19 protein-coding genes and 1 riboswitch are annotated in these 21,538 nt (G+C 62.9%); of the genes, 7 read left to right on the top strand and 12 right to left on the bottom strand.

Annotation, left to right across the window (positions count from 1 at the left end; genetic code table 11):
• Positions 1 to 79: 79 nt before the first annotated feature.
• From IAE36_RS19445 to IAE36_RS19415, 7 genes are all read right to left on the bottom strand, one after another.
• Positions 80 to 796: an OmpA family protein gene (locus tag IAE36_RS19445; protein WP_028631652.1), complete on the bottom strand. Its 717-nt coding sequence runs from the start codon at positions 794 to 796 to the stop codon at positions 80 to 82.
• Positions 797 to 898: 102 nt separating this feature from the next.
• The gene (locus tag IAE36_RS19440; protein WP_028631653.1) at positions 899 to 1,591 is read right to left on the bottom strand and encodes a sensor histidine kinase; all 693 of its coding nucleotides are present in this window, start codon (positions 1,589 to 1,591) and stop codon (positions 899 to 901) included.
• Positions 1,588 to 3,195 carry a response regulator gene (locus IAE36_RS19435; RefSeq protein WP_028631654.1) on the bottom strand — a complete coding sequence of 536 codons (1,608 nt, stop codon included), beginning with the start codon at positions 3,193 to 3,195 and terminating at the stop codon, positions 1,588 to 1,590. Before IAE36_RS19435 ends, IAE36_RS19440 begins: the two co-directional genes overlap by 4 nt.
• A 159-nt stretch (positions 3,196 to 3,354) precedes the next feature.
• On the bottom strand, positions 3,355 to 6,072 hold the full coding sequence (locus tag IAE36_RS19430) for a LuxR C-terminal-related transcriptional regulator (RefSeq protein ID WP_201214074.1): 2,718 nt from the start codon (positions 6,070 to 6,072) through the stop codon (positions 3,355 to 3,357).
• 251 nt (positions 6,073 to 6,323) lie between these two features.
• Complete coding sequence (locus IAE36_RS19425) at positions 6,324 to 7,688, bottom strand: DUF1329 domain-containing protein (RefSeq protein ID WP_201214072.1); 1,365 nt, start codon at positions 7,686 to 7,688, stop codon at positions 6,324 to 6,326.
• Positions 7,689 to 7,713: 25 nt separating this feature from the next.
• Entirely contained in the window at positions 7,714 to 9,600 is a 1,887-nt protein-coding gene (locus IAE36_RS19420) for a DUF1302 domain-containing protein (RefSeq protein WP_028631657.1), read from the bottom strand.
• 320 nt (positions 9,601 to 9,920) lie between these two features.
• Positions 9,921 to 11,603, bottom strand: a complete 1,683-nt coding sequence (locus IAE36_RS19415; protein ID WP_201214070.1) for a fatty acid--CoA ligase — start codon at positions 11,601 to 11,603, stop codon at positions 9,921 to 9,923.
• Positions 11,604 to 11,787: 184 nt separating this feature from the next.
• Between IAE36_RS19415 and IAE36_RS19410 the strand changes: the two genes are divergently transcribed.
• The 3 genes from IAE36_RS19410 to IAE36_RS19400 all read left to right on the top strand — a co-directional run bounded on the left by IAE36_RS19410 (position 11,788) and on the right by IAE36_RS19400 (position 14,647).
• The gene (locus tag IAE36_RS19410) at positions 11,788 to 12,744 is read left to right on the top strand and encodes a 2-hydroxyacid dehydrogenase (protein WP_201214068.1); all 957 of its coding nucleotides are present in this window, start codon (positions 11,788 to 11,790) and stop codon (positions 12,742 to 12,744) included.
• A gap of 52 nt (positions 12,745 to 12,796) precedes the next feature.
• Positions 12,797 to 13,795 (top strand): class I SAM-dependent methyltransferase, encoded by a 999-nt coding sequence (locus tag IAE36_RS19405; protein WP_201214066.1) that lies wholly within the window; start codon positions 12,797 to 12,799, stop codon positions 13,793 to 13,795.
• A 38-nt stretch (positions 13,796 to 13,833) separates the two neighbouring features.
• Positions 13,834 to 13,975: riboswitch (yybP-ykoY riboswitch) on the top strand.
• 87 nt (positions 13,976 to 14,062) lie between these two features.
• Positions 14,063 to 14,647 carry a TMEM165/GDT1 family protein gene (locus IAE36_RS19400; protein WP_028631661.1) on the top strand — a complete coding sequence of 195 codons (585 nt, stop codon included), beginning with the start codon at positions 14,063 to 14,065 and terminating at the stop codon, positions 14,645 to 14,647.
• A gap of 44 nt (positions 14,648 to 14,691) precedes the next feature.
• Here the strand turns inward: IAE36_RS19400 and IAE36_RS19395 are convergent, their stop codons facing one another.
• The 4 genes from IAE36_RS19395 to IAE36_RS19380 all read right to left on the bottom strand — a co-directional run bounded on the left by IAE36_RS19395 (position 14,692) and on the right by IAE36_RS19380 (position 16,741).
• The gene (locus IAE36_RS19395) at positions 14,692 to 15,510 is read right to left on the bottom strand and encodes a M48 family metallopeptidase (protein ID WP_028631662.1); all 819 of its coding nucleotides are present in this window, start codon (positions 15,508 to 15,510) and stop codon (positions 14,692 to 14,694) included.
• 149 nt (positions 15,511 to 15,659) lie between these two features.
• The gene (locus IAE36_RS19390; RefSeq protein ID WP_028631663.1) at positions 15,660 to 16,280 is read right to left on the bottom strand and encodes an SOS response-associated peptidase; all 621 of its coding nucleotides are present in this window, start codon (positions 16,278 to 16,280) and stop codon (positions 15,660 to 15,662) included.
• Between the two features lie 15 nt (positions 16,281 to 16,295).
• Positions 16,296 to 16,556, bottom strand: coding sequence for a putative signal transducing protein (locus IAE36_RS19385; RefSeq protein ID WP_028631664.1), 261 nt, complete (start codon positions 16,554 to 16,556; stop codon positions 16,296 to 16,298).
• Positions 16,556 to 16,741 (bottom strand): CPXCG motif-containing cysteine-rich protein, encoded by a 186-nt coding sequence (locus IAE36_RS19380; RefSeq protein ID WP_028631665.1) that lies wholly within the window; start codon positions 16,739 to 16,741, stop codon positions 16,556 to 16,558. Before IAE36_RS19380 ends, IAE36_RS19385 begins: the two co-directional genes overlap by 1 nt.
• A 125-nt stretch (positions 16,742 to 16,866) precedes the next feature.
• Between IAE36_RS19380 and IAE36_RS19375 the strand changes: the two genes are divergently transcribed.
• Both IAE36_RS19375 and IAE36_RS19370 read left to right on the top strand, forming a co-directional pair.
• A complete protein-coding gene (locus IAE36_RS19375; RefSeq protein ID WP_201163741.1) occupies positions 16,867 to 18,033 on the top strand; it encodes a 1-acyl-sn-glycerol-3-phosphate acyltransferase in 1,167 nt (388 codons plus the stop codon).
• 111 nt (positions 18,034 to 18,144) lie between these two features.
• A complete protein-coding gene (locus IAE36_RS19370; protein WP_201214064.1) occupies positions 18,145 to 18,351 on the top strand; it encodes a hypothetical protein in 207 nt (68 codons plus the stop codon).
• 70 nt (positions 18,352 to 18,421) lie between these two features.
• Here the strand turns inward: IAE36_RS19370 and IAE36_RS19365 are convergent, their stop codons facing one another.
• Positions 18,422 to 19,006 carry a YajG family lipoprotein gene (locus IAE36_RS19365; protein ID WP_201214063.1) on the bottom strand — a complete coding sequence of 195 codons (585 nt, stop codon included), beginning with the start codon at positions 19,004 to 19,006 and terminating at the stop codon, positions 18,422 to 18,424.
• Positions 19,007 to 19,161: 155 nt separating this feature from the next.
• Between IAE36_RS19365 and IAE36_RS19360 the strand changes: the two genes are divergently transcribed.
• Together IAE36_RS19360 and mqo are read left to right on the top strand one after the other, a co-directional pair.
• Entirely contained in the window at positions 19,162 to 19,395 is a 234-nt protein-coding gene (locus IAE36_RS19360; protein ID WP_201214062.1) for a hypothetical protein, read from the top strand.
• 603 nt (positions 19,396 to 19,998) lie between these two features.
• Positions 19,999 to 21,507: a malate dehydrogenase (quinone) gene (gene mqo / locus IAE36_RS19355; protein WP_060483303.1), complete on the top strand. Its 1,509-nt coding sequence runs from the start codon at positions 19,999 to 20,001 to the stop codon at positions 21,505 to 21,507.
• The last annotated feature ends 31 nt before the right edge of the window (positions 21,508 to 21,538 follow it).

Here is a 21,538-nt window from a genome sequence, read left to right as displayed (position 1 = left end):
CCCTATCCATCCGCTCCTGGGAGTTTGGGTTGGGGGGGGGGGGGGGGTTGGCGCCCCCTGACTGCCTAACACAAGAGCATCAAGGGTACTGCTGTACCTGGCCTTGTTGCTGGTCGTACTGCTGACCGGGGATTGGCTTGAGGTTCACTTCCACACGGCGGTTCTGCGCGCGGCCATTGGCATCGGCGTTGCTGGCAATCGGCTGGTCCGGGCCCATACCACGCACCGACACCCGCGAAGCATCGACGCCCTGGGAAGTCAGGTAGGTACTGACCGCCTGCGCACGGCGCTGGGACAGGTCCATGTTGTGCTGGCGGCTACCGGTGCTGTCGGTGAAGCCGACCACTTCGATGGTGTTCTGGTTGAATTGCTTGAACGAGCCTGCCAGGTTGTTCAGCGGCGCATAGAAGCTTGGGGAAATGTTGGCCGAGTCGGTGGCGAAGGTAATGTTGCCCGGCATGATCAGCTTGATCTGATCACCCTGGCGCTGAACTTCGACCCCAGTGTTGGCCATTTTCTCGCGCAGTTCGGCTTCCTGCTTGTCTGCGTAATAGCCATAACCGGCAGCGGCTGCGCCAATGGCGGCGGCGCCGATCAGTGCGCCCTTGCCACGGTGGTTATGGTCGATGGCAGCACCGGCAACGGCACCTGCCAGCGCACCCAGGCCACCGTACTTGGCGGTCTTGCTCATGCCACCGGAGCCTTGCCCCTGGTTCTCGTAGGGGTTCTGGCCAGCACAGCCGGCCATCATGGCAGCGGCAGTTCCGACGATAATCAGGCGACGCATGTTGAACATGGGCAAGCTCCTACTGTAAGTCGTGAAGGCGGTAGATCTGAAACGGCTCTATGCCAGGGTTGGAGTGCCCTGGTAAAGGAAAATTCCATGAAGGAGTCTCCATCACGGCAGGAACAGTTTGAACAACCCGCCGCCCAACTCGCCCCCGTTGGAGATCTCGATCCGCCCCTGCACCCCGTTGCTTTCATGCAAGGCGGCAATGCGTGCAGCAAAGTAAAGGCCCAGCCCCGTGCTGCCACTGTTGGAATCGATGCCCTGGATGTACTCCTGCTGCCGGTCGATCATGCGCTGTGGGTAGCCCGGGCCGTCATCGTTCACGCAGATGGCCAACTGGTTGTCCGCTTCCTCGATGGTAATCAACAGCGCCTGCTCGGCGAAGCGCGTGGCGTTGGTAATCACGTTGGCGATTACCGATGCCACCAGCTCACGGTCGAAGAAGCCCAGCGGGTTATCGGTGTCGATGCGCCAGCTTGCCTGAATGGCATTGTGCTGCAGCACCTCCTCGTGAGCCGCCAGCTGGGCTTCGATGAAGTCGTCCAGCTCGTGATAGTCGGGGCACACAGGCAGCTGGTTGACGCCCAGCTTATAAAGCCCCAGCAGCTGCACGAGCATGCCATTGAGGTGACGGAACTCGTGCTCCATCACGCCCTGCTCCACGCCGCCACGCAGTTCCTCGGGCAGGCGCTGTACCCACTGGCTGTGGGACTGGATCAGCGCGGAGAGCGAATTTTTCAGGTCGTGCACGGTGGAGGCGATCACCGTGGAAAAATCCAGCCCCTGATTGTCTTGATTCATGCGCCGAACACCCGGGTATGCAGTTTGCGGTAGCGGTCATAGCGGTTATCGCTAGCAGGAATGCCGGCCACGCTGGTCAAGGCGTCACGGCACTCCTGCATGATCGCAGGCTGAGGATTCTCACCGCCGATGCGCAGCAGCGCCTGGGCGGTGTTGAGGGCGATGCTGATGTTTTTGGGCTGCAGGCCCAGTGCCTTGCGGAACATCTGCAATGCCTCGCCAAGCTGACCTCCCTGGTAACTGCGCACGCCCTGACGGTTGAGCGTGACGGCTTCGGTAATGGCGTTGAGCACGCTCGGGTCGTCGGTCAGCTTGCCCACTTTTTCCATGACCTTGGGGTCGTCGCCATAACTCTCCACACAGTTCCTGAGCACCACGGTGGCCGCTGCATCCTGACCCATGGCCTGCAACTGCCGGGCAACCGTGAGGGCAGCATCCACCGAGAAGAACTGGTTCATCTTTTCCAGACGCAACACCGCCTGCTCCGTCAGCTTGGCAGCGGTTTCAGGGTCACCGGCCTGCTGCAGGCTGGCGGCCTTCATCATGCGCGCCCGAACCTGCAAACCCTGGTCTTCAGGGTTTTCCTTGGCCACTTCACTGAGGGTGGTGTTGATCTCGACACGGGTACGGGCATCCAGACCAAACCCGGCGTTGCGGTTCATCAGCGCCTGGGCCAGGCCCAGGTTGTTCTCGGCGTCTTTGTAACGCGAGCTTTGCCCCTGGGTGACCGCGTGGCGGAACGCCTTGGAAGCGCTGTCGAAGTCTTCGTTGGCCAGTGCCAGCTTGCCCAGCGTCGCCTGGCGCCTTACAGACAGCGGTGACAGGCGCACGGCCTCTTCCAGCAGGCCCTGGGCGCGTTTGGTTTCGCCCTGGGCTACCAGCACTTCGGCAATGCCGTCGTACAGGGCTGGCATGATGGGGAAGGCCTTGAGCGCTTGTTCATACACCGCTTGCGCCTGGGCATTCTGCCCACGCTTGTGCATCAGGCTGCCCAATGCGGCGTACACCCAAGGCTGTGGGCGGCTGGCCAGGATGGCCTTGAGAAACTTCTCCAGCTCTTCGAACCGGTTGAGGTTGCGCAACGCATCGGCCCGGTAGCGCAAGCACAGCGGCGCCAGGCGCGGGTCTTTTTTGCACAGCTCTGCGCAGGCCGCCAGCACCTCACCGGGGCGATTACGGTCCAGTGCCTGGAGGATGGGCTTGAGCAAGGTCTTGCGCTGGTACAGTTTCTCGACCCGCTGGGCCAGGCCAACCCGGTTGAAGGGCTTGGTCAGGTAGGCGTCCGGCTCATGCTCGATGGCGCTGAGCACAATGGCCTGGCTGCTTTCGGCCGTCACCATGATGAACACGCATTCATGGCTGATGTGCTTGTCGATGATCAGGTCTTCAAGCACCTGCTGGCCGTTCTTCTTGCCATCGCCCAGGTGAAAATCCTGCAGGATGAAGTCGTAGCGCTTCTGCGCGCACATCCGCAATGCCTGCTCGCCACTGTCGGCGGTATCGACGTCCCGCACGCCCAGCTCGCGCAACATGGAGCGGGTCGAGGTGCGGAAGTCGGTGAAGTCGTCGACGATCAGAAAGCTCTTTTGCCCGAACTGCAGCATCAACACGACCTGCCTTGGAATAATGGGAAAAACCGCGCGAGGCGATGCCACCGATCGCTGTATCGGCAGCTGCTCGGAAAAGATGAAAGCGGGCAGCTGCGTTCCTGCAGGCTGGCCCCAAGCCAGCATTTTAGCGAGCAGCCGCCCGCTGGGCCAGCGTCACGCCAGCAAGCCGAGGGATTTTGCCCTGGCCACGGCCTGGGTACGGCGCTCCACACCCAGCTTGCTGTTGATATGGCTGGCGTGGGTTTTGACGGTGTGCAGCGAAATGAACAAGCGCTCGCTGATCTGTTGGTTAGACCAGCCTTGAGCAATCAGCTCGAGCACCGCCAGCTCGCGGCCGCTCAAGGCCTCCATGCCAGGGGCGCCGGTACTGGCAACTTTTGGCAGGCGCTGCAGCAGTTCGCCCTGGACCGGGCAGCTGGCAAGCCCCTGCAACTGCTCGGCCAGCCACTGCGGGTGCTGTTCGAGCAGTACCTGAAAAGGCTGCAGTACCCCGCCACGCGCAGCTTCCAGCAAACCCGGCAGCCATTGCGCGGCCTTGCCGGCTTGGCCAGTACCCAACAACAGCGCCAGCAACTGCGCCAGCGCACTGACCGTGAGCATCATGCCGCCACAGCGCTGGCCGCGAGCGACCAGCGTCTCCAGGCGCTGCGCGGCCTCCTCACAGCGCGCACGGCTGCGGTCCAGCCCTGCCTGCTGCAACGCCACATGGCACGGCAACAAGGGATGGAACTCGGGGGCCAGGGCCGGTTGCTCCCCCCCATAGGTCTGGCCCAGGCGCTGCAGCCAGGACTCTGCCAGGTCTGTGCGCCCCTGTGCCAGCCAAAGCTCGCATTTCACCAAGGTGATCATGGCCAGGTAGTACACAGGCGGCACGTCCCAGATGTGCATCAGGCGCTCCGCTTCGGCCAGTTCGGCAAACGCTTCGGCAAAACGCCCTTCACGCCCGTCGAGGGTGGCAATCACGCAATGGCCGATGAGCACGCTGATGTCGCGGCAGGCGCGCGCTTCACCGAGGCCCGCGCGCAAGCGGGCACGGCCCTGTACGGGGTTCAGGCGCGACACCTGCAGGTAGCCGTCGTACAGGGTCAGACGTGCGCGAATGGCATACAGGCGTTGTGCCGAAAGCCCTTGCAGGCGCTGCAGGCCCTGGCGCACTTCATCGAGCGCACGCAGCACCTCGCCACGGGCGTGCAGCACGCGCGCACGGTCGTAATGGGCCAATGCTTCGAACAACGGGTTGCCGACCCGCTGGGCCAGCTCGAGCGCTTCGCGGTTCCAGCCGCGGGCACGCCAGAAGTCACCCTCGGCAATGGCCAGGTTGGACAAGGTGGACAGGCACACCAGGCGCTGGCCGTAACGCTTGCAAGGCAGGCTGTGCAGCGCTTCGCTGCAGTAAGCCAGGGTTCGCTCGCGGTCACCGCGGCCGCGGGCGATCACGCCACTGAGTGCCAGCCATTGCGCCAGCATGGATTTCTGCGCGCTGGCAGAGGGCGCGGGCAGAAAGCGGCTGAGGTAGCCGGCCAGTTCCTCGGCCGCATCCAGCTGGCAGGCAAGGCCCAGTGCCCAGCTGTACAGCACAATCAGCCGAGGGGTACTGATCAGCAGGCTGTCGGGCAGGTCCATCTTCCAGCGCAACAGCATGCCGACGTTCTGTTCGGCCAGCAGTTGTTCTTCAGAAAGGCTTTGCACAAGGTCGGCCGCCACGTCCAGGTGCCCGCCGCGCAGCGCCTGCTCTACGGCTTCATCCAGCAAACCCTGGGCCTGGAACCAACGGCAGGCGCGCAGGTGCCGGCCAGCCAGCGGCTCGCTTTGCTGACGGCTGCGCAGCAGGTCGGAAAACAGGTGGTGATAGCGGAACCAGCGGCCGTGTTCGTCCAGGGGCACCAGAAATACCTGGTGCGCTTGCAGAAAACCCAGGATGGCGGCGCTGTCACTCCGTACCCGTAGTGCATCGCACAGGGGCGCGCAGAACCGTTCCTGGCAAGCAGTTTCATCGAGAAAGGCCTGCACGTCGGCAGGCAGCATGTCGATGACCTCTTCGAGCAGATAGTCACGGATCAGCCCTTCCCCGCCATGCAGTGCCTGGGGCAAGGCCTGGTCATCAGCCGACTCACTGGCAGCCAGTTGCCAGAAGCGCAGGCCCGCCACCCAGCCATCACTGCGCTGGATCAGGTTGTCCAGTGCCTGGCCGCGCAGGCTGGTGGGCTTGCGGCCGATAACCGCCAGGGCTTCATCCACGGTCAGGCGCAGATCTTGTTCGCTCAACTCGGCCAATTGCCGTGACAGGCGCAGGCGAGCCAGGTGCCAGTCAGGCCGCTGTCGGCTAGTGACCAGCAGCACCAGGCCAGCAGGCAGGTGGTTGAGGAAGAACTGCAGGCAACCATCGAGCACAGGCCCCTGGGCCAGATGGTAGTCATCCAGCACCAGCAGCAATGGCGTATCAGCCTGGAAATACAACGCAAGCTCATCGACCAGGCTGTCGAGCCACTGCTCAAAGGCGAACGGCTGATGACGCTGGCGCATCTTCAACAAACCCATGGCCTGCCCGCCCAAGGCCGGGCAGTGTTGTTGCAGGCCCTCGAGCAGGCGCTCGAGGAAGCGACCCGGGTCGGCATCACGCGGGCTCAAGCCCAGCCACAGGCTACGCCAATGGGCCGGTAGCGCCTCGCAGAACTCGATGGCCAGGCAGCTTTTTCCAAACCCCGCAGGTGCACTGACCAGCAGCAAACGCCCACCCAGCCCCGCGTGCAAGCGTTGGCACAGGCGCTGGCGAGCGACATGGCCATCGGGCAAGGGTGGCCGGAAGAAACGCCCGTCCAGCAGGCCCATGGCCTGGCTGGCGAATCCGTTCGTACGGGACAGGTCTGACATGGCCGGCTCGTTCTGGTTGGAAGAATACGGCGATAGCGGTGTTTGCGAGACTAGCGGTTAACGTCGCGTATTTGAAGGCAAAGGGGGGCGAATACTGGGGAAAAGACTACGACAAAAAGCAACAACGGCGATGGACAGAGGCTAAGGCGGGGGTTTGGTGGGGTATTCAGCGGGTTTATTGGGGGGCTGGGGGGCGCTTTGCGCCCCATCGCGAGCTGTGCTCGCTCCTACATCGCCCGTGTGATGCCGGATTAACGGATGCCGGACTGGCGCAGTGCTGCGGGTTGGAAGTCCGCTTTGCTGGCGGTGAAGCCGAAGTCGTATGCACGCTTCTCTTCGTTCTTCATGCCCAAGGCCAGGTACCTGCCCGATTGCAAGTCGTAGATGGCCTCCAGGGTGATCCACGGCACCTCCACGTTGTAGTACGGCTGGGCGTGGGCCTCGGACACGCGCCACAGCTGGCCACGGCCGTCGTACTGGTCGATCACGGCGGCCTGCCAGGTGTCTTCGTCAATGTAGAAGTCACGCTTGGCATAAATGTGCCGCTGGCCAGGCTTGAGGGTGGCAACCACATGCCACACCCGTCGCAACTCGTAACGGGCGAGGTCCTGGTTGATGTGCCCGGCCTTGACGATATCGGTGTACTTCAGCTTGGGGTCATCGAGCTTGAAGGCGTTGGAGGCAATGTAGAGCTCCTTCTTGCCCTCGAGCTTCCAGTCGTAGCGGTCCGGGGCACCGTTGTACATGTCGAGGTTATCCGAGGTGCGCAGGCCATCGGCCGCGGTACCCGGGCCGTCGTACGATACCTGCGGTGCCTGACGTACGCGGCGTTGCCCGGCGTTATAGATCCAGGCCTTGCGCGGCTCCTTCACCTGGTCGAGGGTTTCGTGTACCAGCAACACGGTGCCTGCCAAACGCGCCGGGGCCGTCACTTCCTGTTTGAAGTAGAACAGGATGTTGCCCGGGTTGTTCGGGTCGTAATCCTTCATCCGGTCGCGGAACACGAACTGGTCAGAGAAATTCACAGCGCTGAAGGACCCGTTATGCTGCGGCGTAGCCTGGATCACCTGCCGGCTGACGCTGCCGCCACGGTAGCGGGTGATGTGGTTCCAGATCACCTCCAACCCGGTTTTCGGGATGGGGAACGGCACTGCCGTGCGGAAGTCTTTCAGCCCGTTGCCCCCCTCAGCCAGGGTGGCCTTGGTGGCATTTTCCTTGATGGCGGCGAACACATCTGCGGGGACCGTCGACCCCCGGTGGGTTTTGAAAACCGGGATTCTGTAGGTGTCCGGGTAACGCTTGATCATGGCCAACTGGCCGGGTGAGAGCTTGTCCTTGTACTGGTCGGCATTCTGCGCAGTGATGGTGAACAGGGGTTTTTCGCTGCCGTAAGGGTCAGCAAGGAAACCTTTGCCGTCGACGCTGCCGGCGGTTTTGGCCAGCGGCTGCCAGGGGCCGATGGAACCATCGGCATTGCCGGCTTTTTCCGCGCCCATTGGCGTCAGGGTGCTGCCCAGCTTCGCCGCTTCGTCAGCAGACACCGCTGCCATTACGCTGGTCGCCAGCAGGGACAGGCCCAGCACACCGGCTTGCAGCAGACTTCTGGTCTTGTTCATGTCGTGTCGTCCTGGATCTGTTTGCTTAGAAGTTCACGCCGAAGCTGAGGGCGACGAAGTCGCGATCATCCACGGTGGTGTACTTGCCGTCGAAGAAGTTGGTGTACGACAGGCTGGCGGTGTAGGTGTTCTGGTACTCGGCGTCCAGCCCCAGGCTGACTGCCTTGCGGCCTTCCTCGAAGTTGCCGCCCGGGCCTGGCGAGTAACCGGACACATCATGGGACCAGGCCACGCTGGGCTTGAGGTTGACCCCGGCGAACACGTCCGGGTAATCCCAGATCACGCGGGCGCGGTAACCCCAGGAAGTACTGGTGGTGTAGCCGTCGTTTTCACACTTGCGGTTCAGGTTGGCCGTGGAGCTGCCCGGCCCGGCACCGGCGATGGTGCTGGCGTTGAGTGCCTGGCAGGTATTGGCGCCGCCGGTAGAAGGCAGTGGGCCTGGGCCGTAAACCGGGTCGCGGCCGTAGCGGGTGTCGTAGGCGCTCTCCAGGCCACCGACGTGGGTCACGCCCACCTCACCTACCACGGTCATGCGGCTGGCGCCCATCACCTGGTCGAAGAAGTGCGTGAGGGTAGTCTGGAACTGGGTGACTTCCTTGCGGCGATAGCCATGCAGGTCCTGGCCCGGGGTGCCGGTAAGCAGCGAAGCATTGCTGAGTGCGCCGCCCAGCGGGCGTACGCCAGCAAACAGAATATCGGTGGTGTTCAACTGCACCGGTGCGTTGGGGCGGTAGCTGAGCTCACCACTCCACGCTGTACCGGTGGGCAGTGTGGTGGAGAAGCTCAGGCCATACAGGCGGATGTCTTCGGGGTATTCCACGAAGTACTGCGAGTTGCCGGCAACGATCAGCGGCGCCAGGGCGCGCAGTTGCGCTGGCAGGGTCGGGATGGCGGCGAACACCGAGGGGGATGCGCCGGTGGCGCTGAAGATCGGCGCGCGGCTGTGGTAGTTCATGAAGTAGGCACCGAACTCGGTGTCCAGCGGCTCGAACATGTAGCGCATGGCCACACCGAACTGCCCGCTGTCACGGGCATCGCGGTCGCCGCCCCGGCGCACCATCACCCCTTCTTCGTTGATGTTCACACCCCGCGTGGCCAGGAACTGGCGGGCTGCTGCCGGCACGGTGCGGCTGCTATTGAGCACGCGCAGGTTGTTGTTGCAGCCGTCGGCAATGATGTCTGGCTGGGAGAAGAAGGTGCCGCAGTTGTCGACAACCGTCTGGTCCCACTCAAGCTGGTAGAACGCCTCGGCTGACAGGTTGTCGGTGAGGCTCTGGGAGATATAGAACATGTTGACCGGGATCAGGCCTTCCTTGATCTCGGCCCCGGGCCGGCGAAACGCCGACACGTCGATGGGGTTGATGGCGTTGATGCCGCTGCCGATGAAGGTGCTTTCGCCCCAGCTCACCACTTGCTTGCCCAGGCGCACCGAGCCCGGTTGGTCGCCGATGGAGTAGTTGTGGTAGACGAAGGCGTCGAGCAGTTCGGCACCGGACGACTTGGCGCCCTCCTTGCGGTTGGAATCACTGATGTCCTTGAACTGACGGTGCTCGTCCTTGAGTTCAAAGTCGTACCAGTACTTGCCGCGCACAAAGATGCCGGTGTCGCCGTACTTGAGCTCCAGGTCGTGAATACCCTTGAAGATCTTGGAGAAGGTTTCGCCCTTCTTGAAGTTCAGGTGGCCATCGTCAGAGGTTTGCGACAGGCCCTTGCCGCCGTTGTTGACCCCGATGAGGTTGCGGTTGGGGTTGGCGGTCGACCAGCTGGCGCCTATGGAGAGCGACGAGTCGAACTGGCCTTCGATTTCACCAATGTTGAAGCTGACTGCGAATGCTGGGCCGGCGAGCGTGGAAGCAAGGCTGACGGCCATGGGCAACCTGGCCCTGCGCCAGAACGGGTTTGCAGATTTCATCGACGCTACTCCATGTACTTTTTTGTTATGGCAGTGAGTCCCTTCAGGAATGGCCTGAACGACCGGCATGCAAGCGTGCGCCTGCGTACCCTCCCCTCCCGAAAAGCCCCTGACCCCGACTATAGCCAGCAAGGCACAGGCGCTTGATCCCTCTAAAGTGTGATTTGCGCTCCATGCCGCCAACCCGCTGGTGTTTGCTCCGCGTGCAGGCTGGCAGTGCTCAAGGATGGCGCATTTGCGCCGTTTGGCAAGGCGCCGGGCGCTCTGCCACGCGGGTTACCCCCGGGCAGATTGCCGCAGGCACCCCGGTTACCGCCCCGTTACAAGGTGGAAAGAAACGCACTGTTGCTGGCTTGCCACTGGACGATGTCCTGGCGGATACGTTTCTTGTCGAGTTTGCCGACACTGGTCTTGGGAATTTCAGTAACAACGGCGATCTGGCTTGGAATGGCCCACTTGTTGATCTGCCCTTGCTCCACGAACGGCTTCAAATGGTCTTTGAGTGCCTTGGCATCGACCGCCTGCCCTTCCCTGAGTACCAGCAGGGCGAATGGCCGTTCCCCCCACTGTGGGTCGGCCACACCGACCACAGCGACCTCGCGAACCGCCGCGTGCCGGCTGATCAGGTCTTCGAGGTCCAGCGAAGATACCCACTCGCCGCCGGTCTTGATCACATCCTTGATGCGGTCGCGGATATCGATGAAACCCATGCTGTCGAGGGTGGCGACGTCACCTGTGTGCAGCCAGCCGCCTTGCCACAGGGCCTCGCTCTTCTCGGGTTCGTTCAGGTAGCCCTGGGTCAGCCAGGGTGCGCGCAGTACCAGCTCCCCCTGGGTTTCGCCATCGGCAGGCAGGAAGTTGCCTTCGCCGTCGACAATGGCAGCTTCCACCAGGGGCACCGGCACGCCGGCCTTGATGCGGTAGCTGACCCGTTCATCTTCGCTGCCGGCACGCAGTTCATCATTGAGGTGGGCCGCAGAAATCAGCGGGCAGGTTTCGGACATGCCATACGCCGCCGTGAGCTGGATGCCGCGGGCCAGGGCAGCCTGGTACAACGAGCGGTTCAAGGCACTGCCGCCGATGATGATCTTCCAGCCACCAAAGTGCTGCCCCTGGGCGCTTGGGCAGTTCAGCAGCATCTGCAAGATGGTAGGCACGCAGTGAGAGAACGTGACCCGTTCTTCACGCCACAGCCTGACCAGCATTTCTGGCTCGTAGCGGCCCGGGTACACCTGCTTCATGCCCAGCATGGTAGCGGCATAAGGGATGCCCCAGGCATGCACATGGAACATGGGGGTTATCGGCATGTACACGTCATCGCTGCCGATCAGGCGCACGCTGTCGATACTGCCGGTCACCGACGTTTCGGCCAGCGTGTGCAGCACCAGTTGCCGGTGGGTGAAATACACCCCCTTGGGGTTGCCCGTGGTACCGGTGGTGTAGAACGTGGTGGCCACCGAGTTTTCGTCGAAATCAGGGAAGTCGTAGTGCGGGCTGGCAGCGGCCAGCAGTTGTTCGTATTCGCCCTCCATGCCTGGCAACGTGGCCTGGCTGGCCGCATCGTCGGTCAGCAGTACCGTGCGCTCGACCGTGGTCAATTGCCCGGCAATGGACTGGTAGAGGCCTGCAAAATCACTGTTGACCAACACCAGGCGGTCTTCGGCGTGGTTCATGGTGTAGAGGATCTGCTCAGGCGACAGGCGTACGTTGATGGTGTGCACCACCGCCCCGATCATGGGAATGGCGAACATGCACTCCAGGTAACGGTGGCTGTCCCAGTCCATCACCGCCACGGTATCACCGGCCTTCACGCCGGCGGCGGTCAGCACGTTGGCCAGCCGTGCAATACGTTCGTTAAGCTGCGGGTAGGTCAGGCGCAGCATGTCCCGGTAGACGATTTCGCGGGTTTTCTCGTAGCGGCTTGCAGACATCAGCAGGCGCTTGATCAGCAGCGGGTACGCATAGGCGCCCTCGGCGGGCTTGATGATGCGGGTCTGCAACATAAATATCCCTTTCATTGAGCAGCAGGCTGGAAACGTGTGGCCGTTACTGTAGTTCGCCGATATGACAGCCAAATCAGCCGAAGGAATGATTTGCCAGGCGCAGGTGTGAGGGGTAGGCGTTGACGGGCGGTTGCAAGGGGCTGGACACTGGGTTGAAGCCTGCGATCAGCCACCGGAGAACTCCATGCCCAGCCCGCGTCACGCCGTGTTTCTCGACCACCACTCCCTGGACCTTGACCTCTCGCCCCTGAAGCAGCAGTTCGACACCTTCGAACTGTTCGCGGCCACCCGCCCGGAGCAGGTGGCAGAGCGCCTGCAAGGGGCAACCGCGGTCATCAGCAACAAGGTGGTACTGGATGCCGCAACCCTGGCTGCCAACCCGCAGCTAAAGCTGATTCTGGTGGCTGCCACTGGCACCAACAACGTCGACCTGGCCGCTGCGCATGCGCAAGGCATCACTGTCTGCAACTGCCAGGGCTACGGCACCCCTTCAGTGGCCCAGCATACCCTGGCCCTGTTGCTGGCACTGGCCACCCGCCTGTGCGACTACCAGCAGGCCGTGCGTGAAGGCCGCTGGGCACAGGCCAGCCAGTTTTGCCTGCTGGACTTCCCCATCGTCGAACTGGAGGGTAAAACCCTCGGCCTGCTGGGCCATGGGGAGCTGGGTGGCGCGGTGGCGAGGCTGGCCGAGGCGTTTGGCATGCGCGTGCTGAGCGGGCAGATACCCGGGCGACCCAGCCGCAACGACCGCCTGCCGCTTGATGAGCTGCTGCCTCAGGTCGATGCCCTGACCTTGCACTGCCCGCTCAACGAACAGACCCGGCACATGATCGGTGCCCGCGAGCTGGCACTGCTCAAGCCCGGCGCCTTGGTGGTGAACACTGCGCGGGGCGGCTTGATCGACGAGCAGGCGCTCGCCGATGCCCTGCGCAGTGGCCACCTGGGCGGTGCGGCTACCGACGTGCTCAGCGTCGAGCCGCCGGTTCACGGCAACCCACTGCTCGAGCCCGGCATCCCACGCCTGATCGTCACGCCCCACAGCGCCTGGGGCGCGGTTGAGGCTCGCCAGCGCATCGTTGGGCAACTGGCCGAAAACGCTCAGGCCTTCTTCGCCGGGCAGGCGCGGCGAGTGGTCAGCTGAGCCAACGTGGCGCCTCTGGTACACTGCGCCACTTTTTCCGGAGGCCTCGTCCATGGACCCGCGTAGTCAAGTGTTGCTCCGCCAGACAGAGCTGTTCCAAGGCCCGCTGCTGATAGCCGGGGCACCGGCTGACGACCTGCTCGGCCAGTTGCCTGAAGCCCATGCCTGGACCTGGCACGCCGGCGACCACGCAGCCTTGGCCAGCCGTTACGCAATGCGCAGCCATTGCGGGGTGGAACCACCGGCAGTGGCGTTCACTGCGGCCGTGCTGTTCCTGCCCAAGTCACGCGAACTGGCTGCCTACCTGCTCAATGCGCTGGCTGCACCATTGGCGGGCGGCGAACTGTACGTGGTGGGGGAAAAACGCGGGGGTATCGAGGCCGTATCCAGGCAGTTGCAGGCCTTTGGCAAACCTCGCAAGCTCGACAGCGCCCGGCACTGCCAGCTCTGGCAGGTCACCGTCGAACAGGCGCCCCAGGCCCAGCCGCTTGAAAGCCTGGCGCAACGTTTCGAGCTGGACCTGCCAGACGGCCCCTTGCGCGTCACCAGCCTGCCGGGCGTGTTCAGCCATGGCCGCCTGGACCGGGGCACCGCCCTGTTGCTCAAGCACCTCGATGGGCTGCCGGGCGGCCATGTACTGGACTTCGGTTGTGGTGCGGGCGTGCTGGGTGCTGCCGTGAAACGGCGCTATCCACAAAGCCGCCTTACACTGCTGGACGTGGACGCCTTCGCCGTTGCCGCCAGCCGTCTGACCTTGGCTGAGAATGGCCTTGAGGGCGAGGTCATTCAGGGTGACGGGATCGACGCGGCGCCTTTTGACCTGAGCCTGGTGCTGAGCAATCCACCGTTCCATACCGGCGTACACACCGACTACCGCGCCTCGGAAACCATGCTGAGAAAATCCGCCGAACACCTGCGAAAAGGTGGCGAAATTCGCCTGGTTGCCAACAGTTTTCTGCGCTACCAACCCCTTATCGAAGGGGCGCTGGGCAACTGCCAGGTACGCGACGAAGCGGATGGGTTTCGGATTTATCAGGCGACACGTGGCTGAAAACAACGCTTGCCGAAACCGTTTCGCCTAGGCAGAATCCGCTCCGTCCTAGGGGAGTAGTCTCCCGCGAGCCACCCGCTCGCCCGGTACGCGTCAACATACTTGGTCCACAGACCATGGCGCGTGCGACCCACCATGCACCCTTGCATGGCCAGATCTGCGCAGACAGATCCAGGGTTTGACAAGACCTATGACACGCACACCTTACCCGGGGCGGGAAGGCTGTACGTGTCATAGCCGTGTCGACCCGCCCCCGTAGGAATCCTGATGCTGGAATCTCTGTTGGTCCCCACCGCCATCGTTGCGCTTGCCGAAATCGGCGACAAGACGCAATTGCTTGCGCTCATTCTTGCCGCGCGTTTTCGTAAACCGTGGCCGATCATTGCCGGTATCGTTGCCGCCACGCTGGCCAACCATGCTGCGGCCGGCGCAGTAGGTGCGTGGTTTGGCAGTTTCTTCAGCGACGCCGCCCTGCACTGGATCCTTGCCGCAAGTTTCACCGCCACCGCACTGTGGACGCTGGTACCGGACAAGATGGACGACGACGAAAACCCGGCGCGCCGCTTCGGCCCGTTCCTCACCACCCTCATCGCCTTCTTCCTGGCCGAAATCGGTGACAAGACCCAAGTGGCCACGGTGATGCTGGCCGCACAATACCCGCATCTGATCATGGTGATCGTCGGCACCACGCTGGGCATGCTGATCGCCAACGTACCCGTGGTGCTGGCGGGCAACTTCGCTGCAGACAAGCTGCCGTTGACGCTGATCCGCCGCCTGGCAGCGGCTGCGTTCTTCGTGCTGGCCATCGTCGCGGTGTATTCGGCCATGAAGGCCAGCGGCTGGGTGGGCTGAAGGGGCTGCAAGCCGCCGGCATCTGCGGGCGGCTTGCACGGTTTTTATGGCTTGGCAGCAGCCTGGTACAGCGGCATCACCTTCGGAATGGCGGCCTGCAGCGACGCAATGCGGCTGGCCGATGCGGGGTGAGTGCTCATGAACTCAGGCGGCGCCCCTTCCGAAGCCTTGCTCATCTTGTTCCACAAGGTGATGGCTGCGTTAGGGTCGTAGCCGGCGCGGGCCGACAACTCAAGGCCGATCAGGTCGGCTTCGTTCTCGTTGGCACGGCTGTTGGGCAGGGTCATGGCGTAGTTCACCACGGTGTCGGCCAGGGCCATGCTGTCCTGGCCGAGGCCCAGGAGCGCACCGGCGCCGGAACGGGCCATTTGCACGCCGTAGGCTTTGGACATGGCCTCGCGGCTGTGTTCACGCAGGGCGTGGGCGATCTCGTGGCCTACCACGGCGGCGATCTCGGCGTCGTTGAGGTTGAGCTGATCGATCAGGCCGGTGTAGACGATGATCTTGCCGCCCGGGCCGCAGTTGGCGTTGAGTTCGTCACTCTTGATCACGTTGACTTCCCAGTTCCACTGGGCGGCATCGGGCCGGAACTTGGGGGCCTGGGCGATCAAGCGGTTGGCAATGGCCTGTACGCGCCGGGCATCGGCGCTGGACTTGTCCAGCAGCCCTTTGCTGGAGGCCTCGCCCAGTGTCTGCTGATAAGACTGGGCGTACATCTTGTTCACTTCATCGGGCGACAGCATGCTGAACATGTACTGCTTGCGCTCTACACCCACGGAGCCGCCACTGGTGGTGTTCACCGCCTGGCAACCAGCTAGCAGGATGCCAGCACTCAGCAGGCTGACGACTAAACCTTTACGCATGAAATCACTCCCTTTCGACATGCGCCGTATCCTAGGATGACTCAAGGGTTGCCCGCCATAGCCACAGGTAAGAATTTACCCACGTAGACGCGGCCGCAGGTCTCGACGGGTGTACACCAGCCCACCTGATCGTGAACCGTGGGACCGCATCAGGCCGGGGTCAAGCATTCCGGGGCATCCAGCTTCGGGTCGTTGACGAAATGGGCCAGGGCGCGCTCGCGCAGGGGCGCAGGCGGGCTCGCCAGCAATTCCTGCAGGCGGCTCAGTGGTGTCAGCGGGTCCAGCCAGGCTTCGCGCCCCGCTTCGTCCAGTATCAGGGGCCGGCGCTGGTTGACCGCGGCCTGCGTCACCACCGCGCAACTCAACCACACCTGGTCCTGCACCGGGTACGCCTCCCAGATGGCCGCGAAGTACAACGACGCCCCCTCGCCTGGCGTTAGCCAGTAGGGCCGTTTGCGCACGCTGCCACGCCATTCGTAAAAGCCATTGGCCGGCATCAGGCAGCGGCGCTGGCGAAAGGCTTCGCGGAACATCGGCTGTTCGGCCAGGGTTTCGGCCCGGGCATGGGCAGGGGTACGTGACAGGTCGGTCAGCCAGGCGGGCGTCAAGCCCCAGCGCACCCTCGCCACCTCCGGCCCACCCTCGAGCTGGCGCTGGATGAGCACCGAGGCACCGGGCGAAATGTTCCATTGGGCGGGGTGACCGACCGGGAAGCCTGGCAGGCTGGCCAGTGCCTGAGGCCAGCGAAACAGGGCATAACGTCCACACATGGGGGAATTCTGAACCTAGCAGATCAAGGTACCGGGGAAGCTCTCCGGTTCGTCGCCAACCATCGGCTGGGCGTCATTGTACGCATCGATCAACTGCCGTGCGTACTCGGCGTGCTCATCGTCCACCGCCAGGCCTAGCAGACCGTGAATCGGCAACTCACCGGCTGCGCCCACCAGGTCGCGGCCCACCAGATGCGCGCGCACGCCTTCGCTGGCCAGCATACCGGCCAGCATTTCCGCCTCAAGCAGGTTTTCGGGTTCGTAGATACGCCGCATCACGCATCGTCCTCACGTCTGACCTCGAGCATCCATTCGTCATCGTGCACCTGCAAGCTGAAGATCACCGGCTGGCAGCACACCTGGCAGTCCTCAGTGTAAACCTGATCACCCGCCGAGAGGTCGACGGTGGTTTCCACCCGCTCGCCACAATACGGGCAATCATAGAAGTCGGTTTCCAGCATCGGGGCCTCCGCAGTGACTTATGCGTATAATTGCCGGTCTGTTTACAGGGCCCGTGTGCGTCCGAGCCGTTTTTCGGAGCCCGCCCCTACCTTATTACCCTAGCCGTTTCCAACAAGAGAGCATGATGGGCGAATTCGATGCCATCCGACCCTACGACGACGCTGAGGTCCCTGCCGTGCTGGCAAGGCTGTTCAGCGACCCGGCATTTCTCGATATTCTCACGCACTTCCGTTTCCCCCGTGCGGCCGGCGCTTTCGGCTGGTTGCTCAAACCGCTGATCGCCCGTCGCCTGCGCAAGGAATTCGCCGGTGTGACCTGCGTTTCCACCTTGCAGGACAAGGTGGAGTACTACGTCGACCAGACTATCGACCGTGCCACCGATGGCGTCACCTATACCGGGGTCGAACAACTCAAGGCTGGCACTGCCTATCTGTTTCTGGCCAACCATCGCGACATCGTCATGGACCCGGCCTTCGTCAATTACGCGGTGTACCACGCCGGCCTGCCGACCCCGCGCATTGCCATCGGCGACAACCTGCTGCAGAAGCCGTTCGTGAGCGACATGATGCGCCTGAACAAAAGCTTCATCGTGCACCGGTCCATCACCGGGCGCCGCGAGAAGCTGGCGGCCTACCAGCTGCTCTCGGCCTACATCAACCACTCCATCCGCAACGATGCCACCTCGATCTGGATCGCCCAGGCCGAAGGCCGCGCCAAGGACGGTGACGATCGCACCGACTCGGCCATCCTCAAGATGTTCCACATGAGCCGCAAGGACGAGGCATTCGGTGCGGTCATCCAGAGCCTGAATCTGACGCCTGTTTCGATCAGCTACGAATACGACCCCTGCGACCAGGCCAAGGCCCGCGAACTGTATATCCGGGCCACCACCGGCACCTACAAGAAGGCGCCAGGCGAGGACGACCAGAGCATCGCCAAGGGCATCACCGGCTACAAAGGCCGGGTGCACATCAACTTTGCCGCGCCGGTCACCGAGTACCACGAAGACGCCAAGCAACTGGCTGCAGCAGTCGACCGGCAGATTCTCGCCGGCTACCGGTTGTTCCCGGTGCACTACCTGGCCTACGCGATGTGGGCAGACAAGGACGATACCCTGCAGGTGCCCGGCGCCGACAAGGTGTTCCCGGCCGACGAGCTGGCCAAGGCCAAAGAGGAGTGGCAGCGCCGTCTGGATGCCTGCCCGCCCGAGCAGCAGCCTTACCTGGTGCTGCAGTATGCGACCCCGGTGCGCAACCAGTATCAGGTCAAGCAGCAGGCACCTGTAGCCTGATCCCCTGCATGGGGCGCAGCACGCGCCCCTTCCCCATTTAATTTCACCTGTCACGCGTTCGTCATCAGAACAGGCCACCCTGTCGGCCTTTCAACGAACCGGAGCCCGTTCATGCTGCACGCCGAAAACCAGGACCGCCTCTATCTGGTCGCCCAGAGCGATGAGCAACAGGCATTGATCGACGGTTTCGCCATCAACGTGCAAGACCACCAGTGGCTGGTTTACTGCGCCCTCGGCGGGCACATGCATGACCACTGGCCAGAGGTGGACACCGGCACCGGTATCAGCGTGCTGGACTTTCACATCGAAGCGGCCTGAGCCTCGCAAAGGCGTAAAAAAACCGCTGCCCTGTGTGGAGGCAGCGGTTGGGGGCCTGCAAAGCCGGTGATTACCGCGCCAGCGTCTGGCCGATGCTTGGGTCCTTGAACAGACGGGTCAGCGCATCGCTCAGTACATCGCCCACCAGCTGGGTGTTGGTGTCCTGGTTGGGGGCCATGCCAAACCGCTGGTCCAGCGAAGCACCATAGCGGCCACTGTAGCGGCGGCCGTTGTTGGTGACATCGGCGCGGAAGATGGCGCCAATGGTGGCTTCGGTCACGTACAGGTTGTCTTTGGGCGACTGGTACTTGAGCTCAGCCAGGGTCACGGTCAGCTGCGGCGCACTGCCTGCACCGGAAGTGGGGGTAAAGCCCAGCAGGCGCACGGCGGCTTCGGCTTGGGCCTGCAGCTTGGGTACCACGTCATTGGCGTTGACGCTGATGGTGCTGGTTTCCGGGTACATACCACCGCGCGTCCCCAGGGACGGCGACGGCCGGCCATCGACCACACGCACCACCACTGGCTGGCCATTGCCCACCGGGGCAAGCGGCGCGGTCAGTTTGGGTTGCGGGCTGAGTTGTTGCGGACTGTGGGCACAGCCGACCAGGCTGAGGCTGGCTACGGCGATCAAACCGAACAACAGACGTTGCAACATGCGCGTTTCTCCAGAAAGTGCGGCGAAAGTGCACAGTATACCTAGCGGCGGGGCCTGGCCTGCAAGCGGCATGCGCGGCCAGTGCGCGCTGTCACAATCGTTTAACCGGCTGCCCCTTATGCTTGCGCCAGGCCTCACTGCACAGGACACCTGCCATGGCTTCGCTCTGGAACCTGCTACTGCAACGTAAACCCGGCAACGCCTACGCCCGGCTCGACGGCACGGGCAAATGCCTGGCCTTCATGCAATGCCGGCAGCTACCCAACGGCAGCGGCTGGGTGCAGGTTCACGATATCCACCTCGCCTGGCTGGGCCGCGAACTGCCGGCCAGCGCCCGGGTTTGCAACCGTGCAAGCCGCCCCTGGCATCAGCGCATCCTCGCCGCTTGAAAAACGCTGCAATAAAACCACGAATTGACGACATTTCTCTCCGCGACATCGCTATAATCTCCCCCCGATTATAAGGACGTCTCCTGATCGGGCCCCGCACTCGCCGTCTGACCCCGGCAACTTCACCCGCCTCGCCCACAGAGAGCCTTCCACTCAGGTCTTGCATCGGCTGTCGTGCCTGCTTTTCCGGCCCTTCACACTGCATGAACCTGCGGGTTGCCATCGCGCAGTCCCCTTTTGAGGTTCACGTCTCCAAAAGAGCGTGGAAAAAACGGTTTTCACTACTTCACAAGAGTGTGGCGAGCAAATGAACAATCTGGCATGTGCAAAAGCAGCAGATGTGTCCCGAACAGCCCTGAACAGGCGGCAAGAACCCTCATCCCGGATGCGTGTCTGAGCCGTTCCATATCGCACGCACGACACCTTGACCATAAGTCGAATTGCCGCACCCATGGCAAACAGGGTTCAATGTAGCAACCCCAAGACTGACTGGCGGTGTCCGCGAACGCTTCAAGAACTGCGAAAAGTCGGACATGGCGATCCTGGCGAACCCGGTATGCCGTGCTGTCAATTAGGTAGCTGTAGAGTGTGGAGACGCGGTAAATGGCGCAGAACGAATCGGTTGATGTAGTACTGGTAGGCGCGGGCATCATGAGTGCCACCCTGGCCGTACTGCTCAAGGAGCTTGACCCGGGCCTCAAGCTCGAGGTCGTCGAGGCGATGGACTCTGGAGCCGCAGAGAGTTCCAACCCGTGGAACAACGCAGGCACCGGCCATGCTGGCCTGTGCGAGCTCAACTATACGCCCCAGGCCGCCGATGGCAGCATCGACATCAAGAAGGCGGTGCACATCAATACCCAGTTCGAGGTGTCCCGCCAGTTCTGGGCCTACTTGAGCAAAAAGGGCAACTTCGGGCCGGCACGCGCATTCGTCAACCCGGTCCCGCACCTGAGCTACGTCGAAGGTGACAAGGGTGTCGCATTCCTCAAGAAGCGTTACGAGCTGCTCAAGCAGCACCACGCCTTCGCCGACATGGAATACACCGAAGACAAGGCCGTGATGAACGAGTGGATGCCGCTGATGATGCCGGGGCGCCCAGCCGACCAGCACATCGCCGCCACCCGTGTGCTCAAGGGCACCGACGTGAACTTCGGCGCACTGACCAACAAGCTGCTCAAGCTGCTGGGCGATGCGCCCGACGCGCAGGTCAAGTACTGCAAGAAGGTGGTGGGCCTGCGCCGTAACGGCGACGGCTGGACCGTGAGCATCAAGGACGTCAACAGCGGTGGTAGCCGCGAAGTGGATGCGCGCTTCGTCTTCCTGGGCGCAGGTGGCGCTGCCCTGCCCCTGCTGCAGGCTTCCGGCATTCCAGAGAGCAAAGGCTTCGGCGGCTTCCCCGTGAGTGGCCAGTGGCTGCGCTGCGACAACCCGGAGATCGTCAGCCAGCACCAGGCCAAGGTCTACAGCCAGGCTGCCGTGGGCGCACCGCCCATGTCGGTCCCGCACCTCGACACCCGGGTGGTCGATGGCAAGAAATCCCTGCTGTTCGGCCCCTATGCAGGCTTTACCACCAAGTTCCTGAAGCACGGTTCGCTGATGGACCTGCCCCTGTCGGTGCGCCTGGGCAACATCGGCCCGATGCTGGCGGTGGCCCGCGACAACATGGACCTGACCAAGTACTTGGTCAGCGAAGTGATGCAGTCGATGGAGCAGCGCCTGGAGTCATTGCGCCGCTTCTACCCGCACGCCAAGGCCGAAGACTGGCGCCTGGAAGTGGCCGGCCAACGGGTGCAGATCATCAAGAAAGACCCGAAAAAAGGCGGCGTACTGCAGTTTGGCACTGAGCTGGTGGCAGCCCAGGACGGCAGCCTCGCCGCGCTGCTGGGCGCATCGCCTGGCGCTTCGGTGACGGTGTCGATCATGCTTGAGCTGATCGAGCGCTGCTTCCCGGAGCAGGCCAAGGGTGCATGGGCTGCCAAGCTCAAGGAAATCTTCCCGGCACGGGAAAAGACCCTGGCGACCGACGCGGCGCTGTATCACAAGATCAGCGCGGACAACGACGCAGCATTGGACCTGGCTGAAGACAGCCCGGCGGCCAAGCACTACGCGTGATCGCAGACTGGGGCTGCGTTGCAGCCCCAAC

This window comes from Pseudomonas sp. S36, assembly GCF_016647875.1.
Lineage (GTDB): Bacteria > Pseudomonadota > Gammaproteobacteria > Pseudomonadales > Pseudomonadaceae > Aquipseudomonas > Aquipseudomonas parafulva.
Note: the sequence above shows the minus strand (reverse complement) of the source record. Positions and strands in the feature narration are given on the sequence as shown.

Coding starts and splice junctions, on each gene's coding strand:
- IAE36_RS19420 (WP_028631657.1), bottom strand. CDS start 9,600: ATGAAATCTGCAAACCCGTTCTGGCGCAGGGCCAGGTTGCCCATGGCC.
- IAE36_RS19405 (WP_201214066.1), top strand. CDS start 12,797: ATGGACCCGCGTAGTCAAGTGTTGCTCCGCCAGACAGAGCTGTTCCAA.
- IAE36_RS19440 (WP_028631653.1), bottom strand. CDS start 1,591: ATGAATCAAGACAATCAGGGGCTGGATTTTTCCACGGTGATCGCCTCC.
- IAE36_RS19365 (WP_201214063.1), bottom strand. CDS start 19,006: ATGTTGCAACGTCTGTTGTTCGGTTTGATCGCCGTAGCCAGCCTCAGC.
- IAE36_RS19375 (WP_201163741.1), top strand. CDS start 16,867: ATGGGCGAATTCGATGCCATCCGACCCTACGACGACGCTGAGGTCCCT.
- IAE36_RS19360 (WP_201214062.1), top strand. CDS start 19,162: ATGGCTTCGCTCTGGAACCTGCTACTGCAACGTAAACCCGGCAACGCC.
- IAE36_RS19435 (WP_028631654.1), bottom strand. CDS start 3,195: ATGCTGCAGTTCGGGCAAAAGAGCTTTCTGATCGTCGACGACTTCACC.
- IAE36_RS19445 (WP_028631652.1), bottom strand. CDS start 796: ATGTTCAACATGCGTCGCCTGATTATCGTCGGAACTGCCGCTGCCATG.
- IAE36_RS19410 (WP_201214068.1), top strand. CDS start 11,788: ATGCCCAGCCCGCGTCACGCCGTGTTTCTCGACCACCACTCCCTGGAC.
- IAE36_RS19390 (WP_028631663.1), bottom strand. CDS start 16,280: ATGTGTGGACGTTATGCCCTGTTTCGCTGGCCTCAGGCACTGGCCAGC.
- IAE36_RS19385 (WP_028631664.1), bottom strand. CDS start 16,556: ATGCGGCGTATCTACGAACCCGAAAACCTGCTTGAGGCGGAAATGCTG.
- IAE36_RS19380 (WP_028631665.1), bottom strand. CDS start 16,741: ATGCTGGAAACCGACTTCTATGATTGCCCGTATTGTGGCGAGCGGGTG.
- IAE36_RS19395 (WP_028631662.1), bottom strand. CDS start 15,510: ATGCGTAAAGGTTTAGTCGTCAGCCTGCTGAGTGCTGGCATCCTGCTA.
- IAE36_RS19425 (WP_201214072.1), bottom strand. CDS start 7,688: ATGAACAAGACCAGAAGTCTGCTGCAAGCCGGTGTGCTGGGCCTGTCC.
- IAE36_RS19430 (WP_201214074.1), bottom strand. CDS start 6,072: ATGTCAGACCTGTCCCGTACGAACGGATTCGCCAGCCAGGCCATGGGC.
- IAE36_RS19400 (WP_028631661.1), top strand. CDS start 14,063: ATGCTGGAATCTCTGTTGGTCCCCACCGCCATCGTTGCGCTTGCCGAA.
- IAE36_RS19370 (WP_201214064.1), top strand. CDS start 18,145: ATGCTGCACGCCGAAAACCAGGACCGCCTCTATCTGGTCGCCCAGAGC.
- mqo (WP_060483303.1), top strand. CDS start 19,999: ATGGCGCAGAACGAATCGGTTGATGTAGTACTGGTAGGCGCGGGCATC.
- IAE36_RS19415 (WP_201214070.1), bottom strand. CDS start 11,603: ATGTTGCAGACCCGCATCATCAAGCCCGCCGAGGGCGCCTATGCGTAC.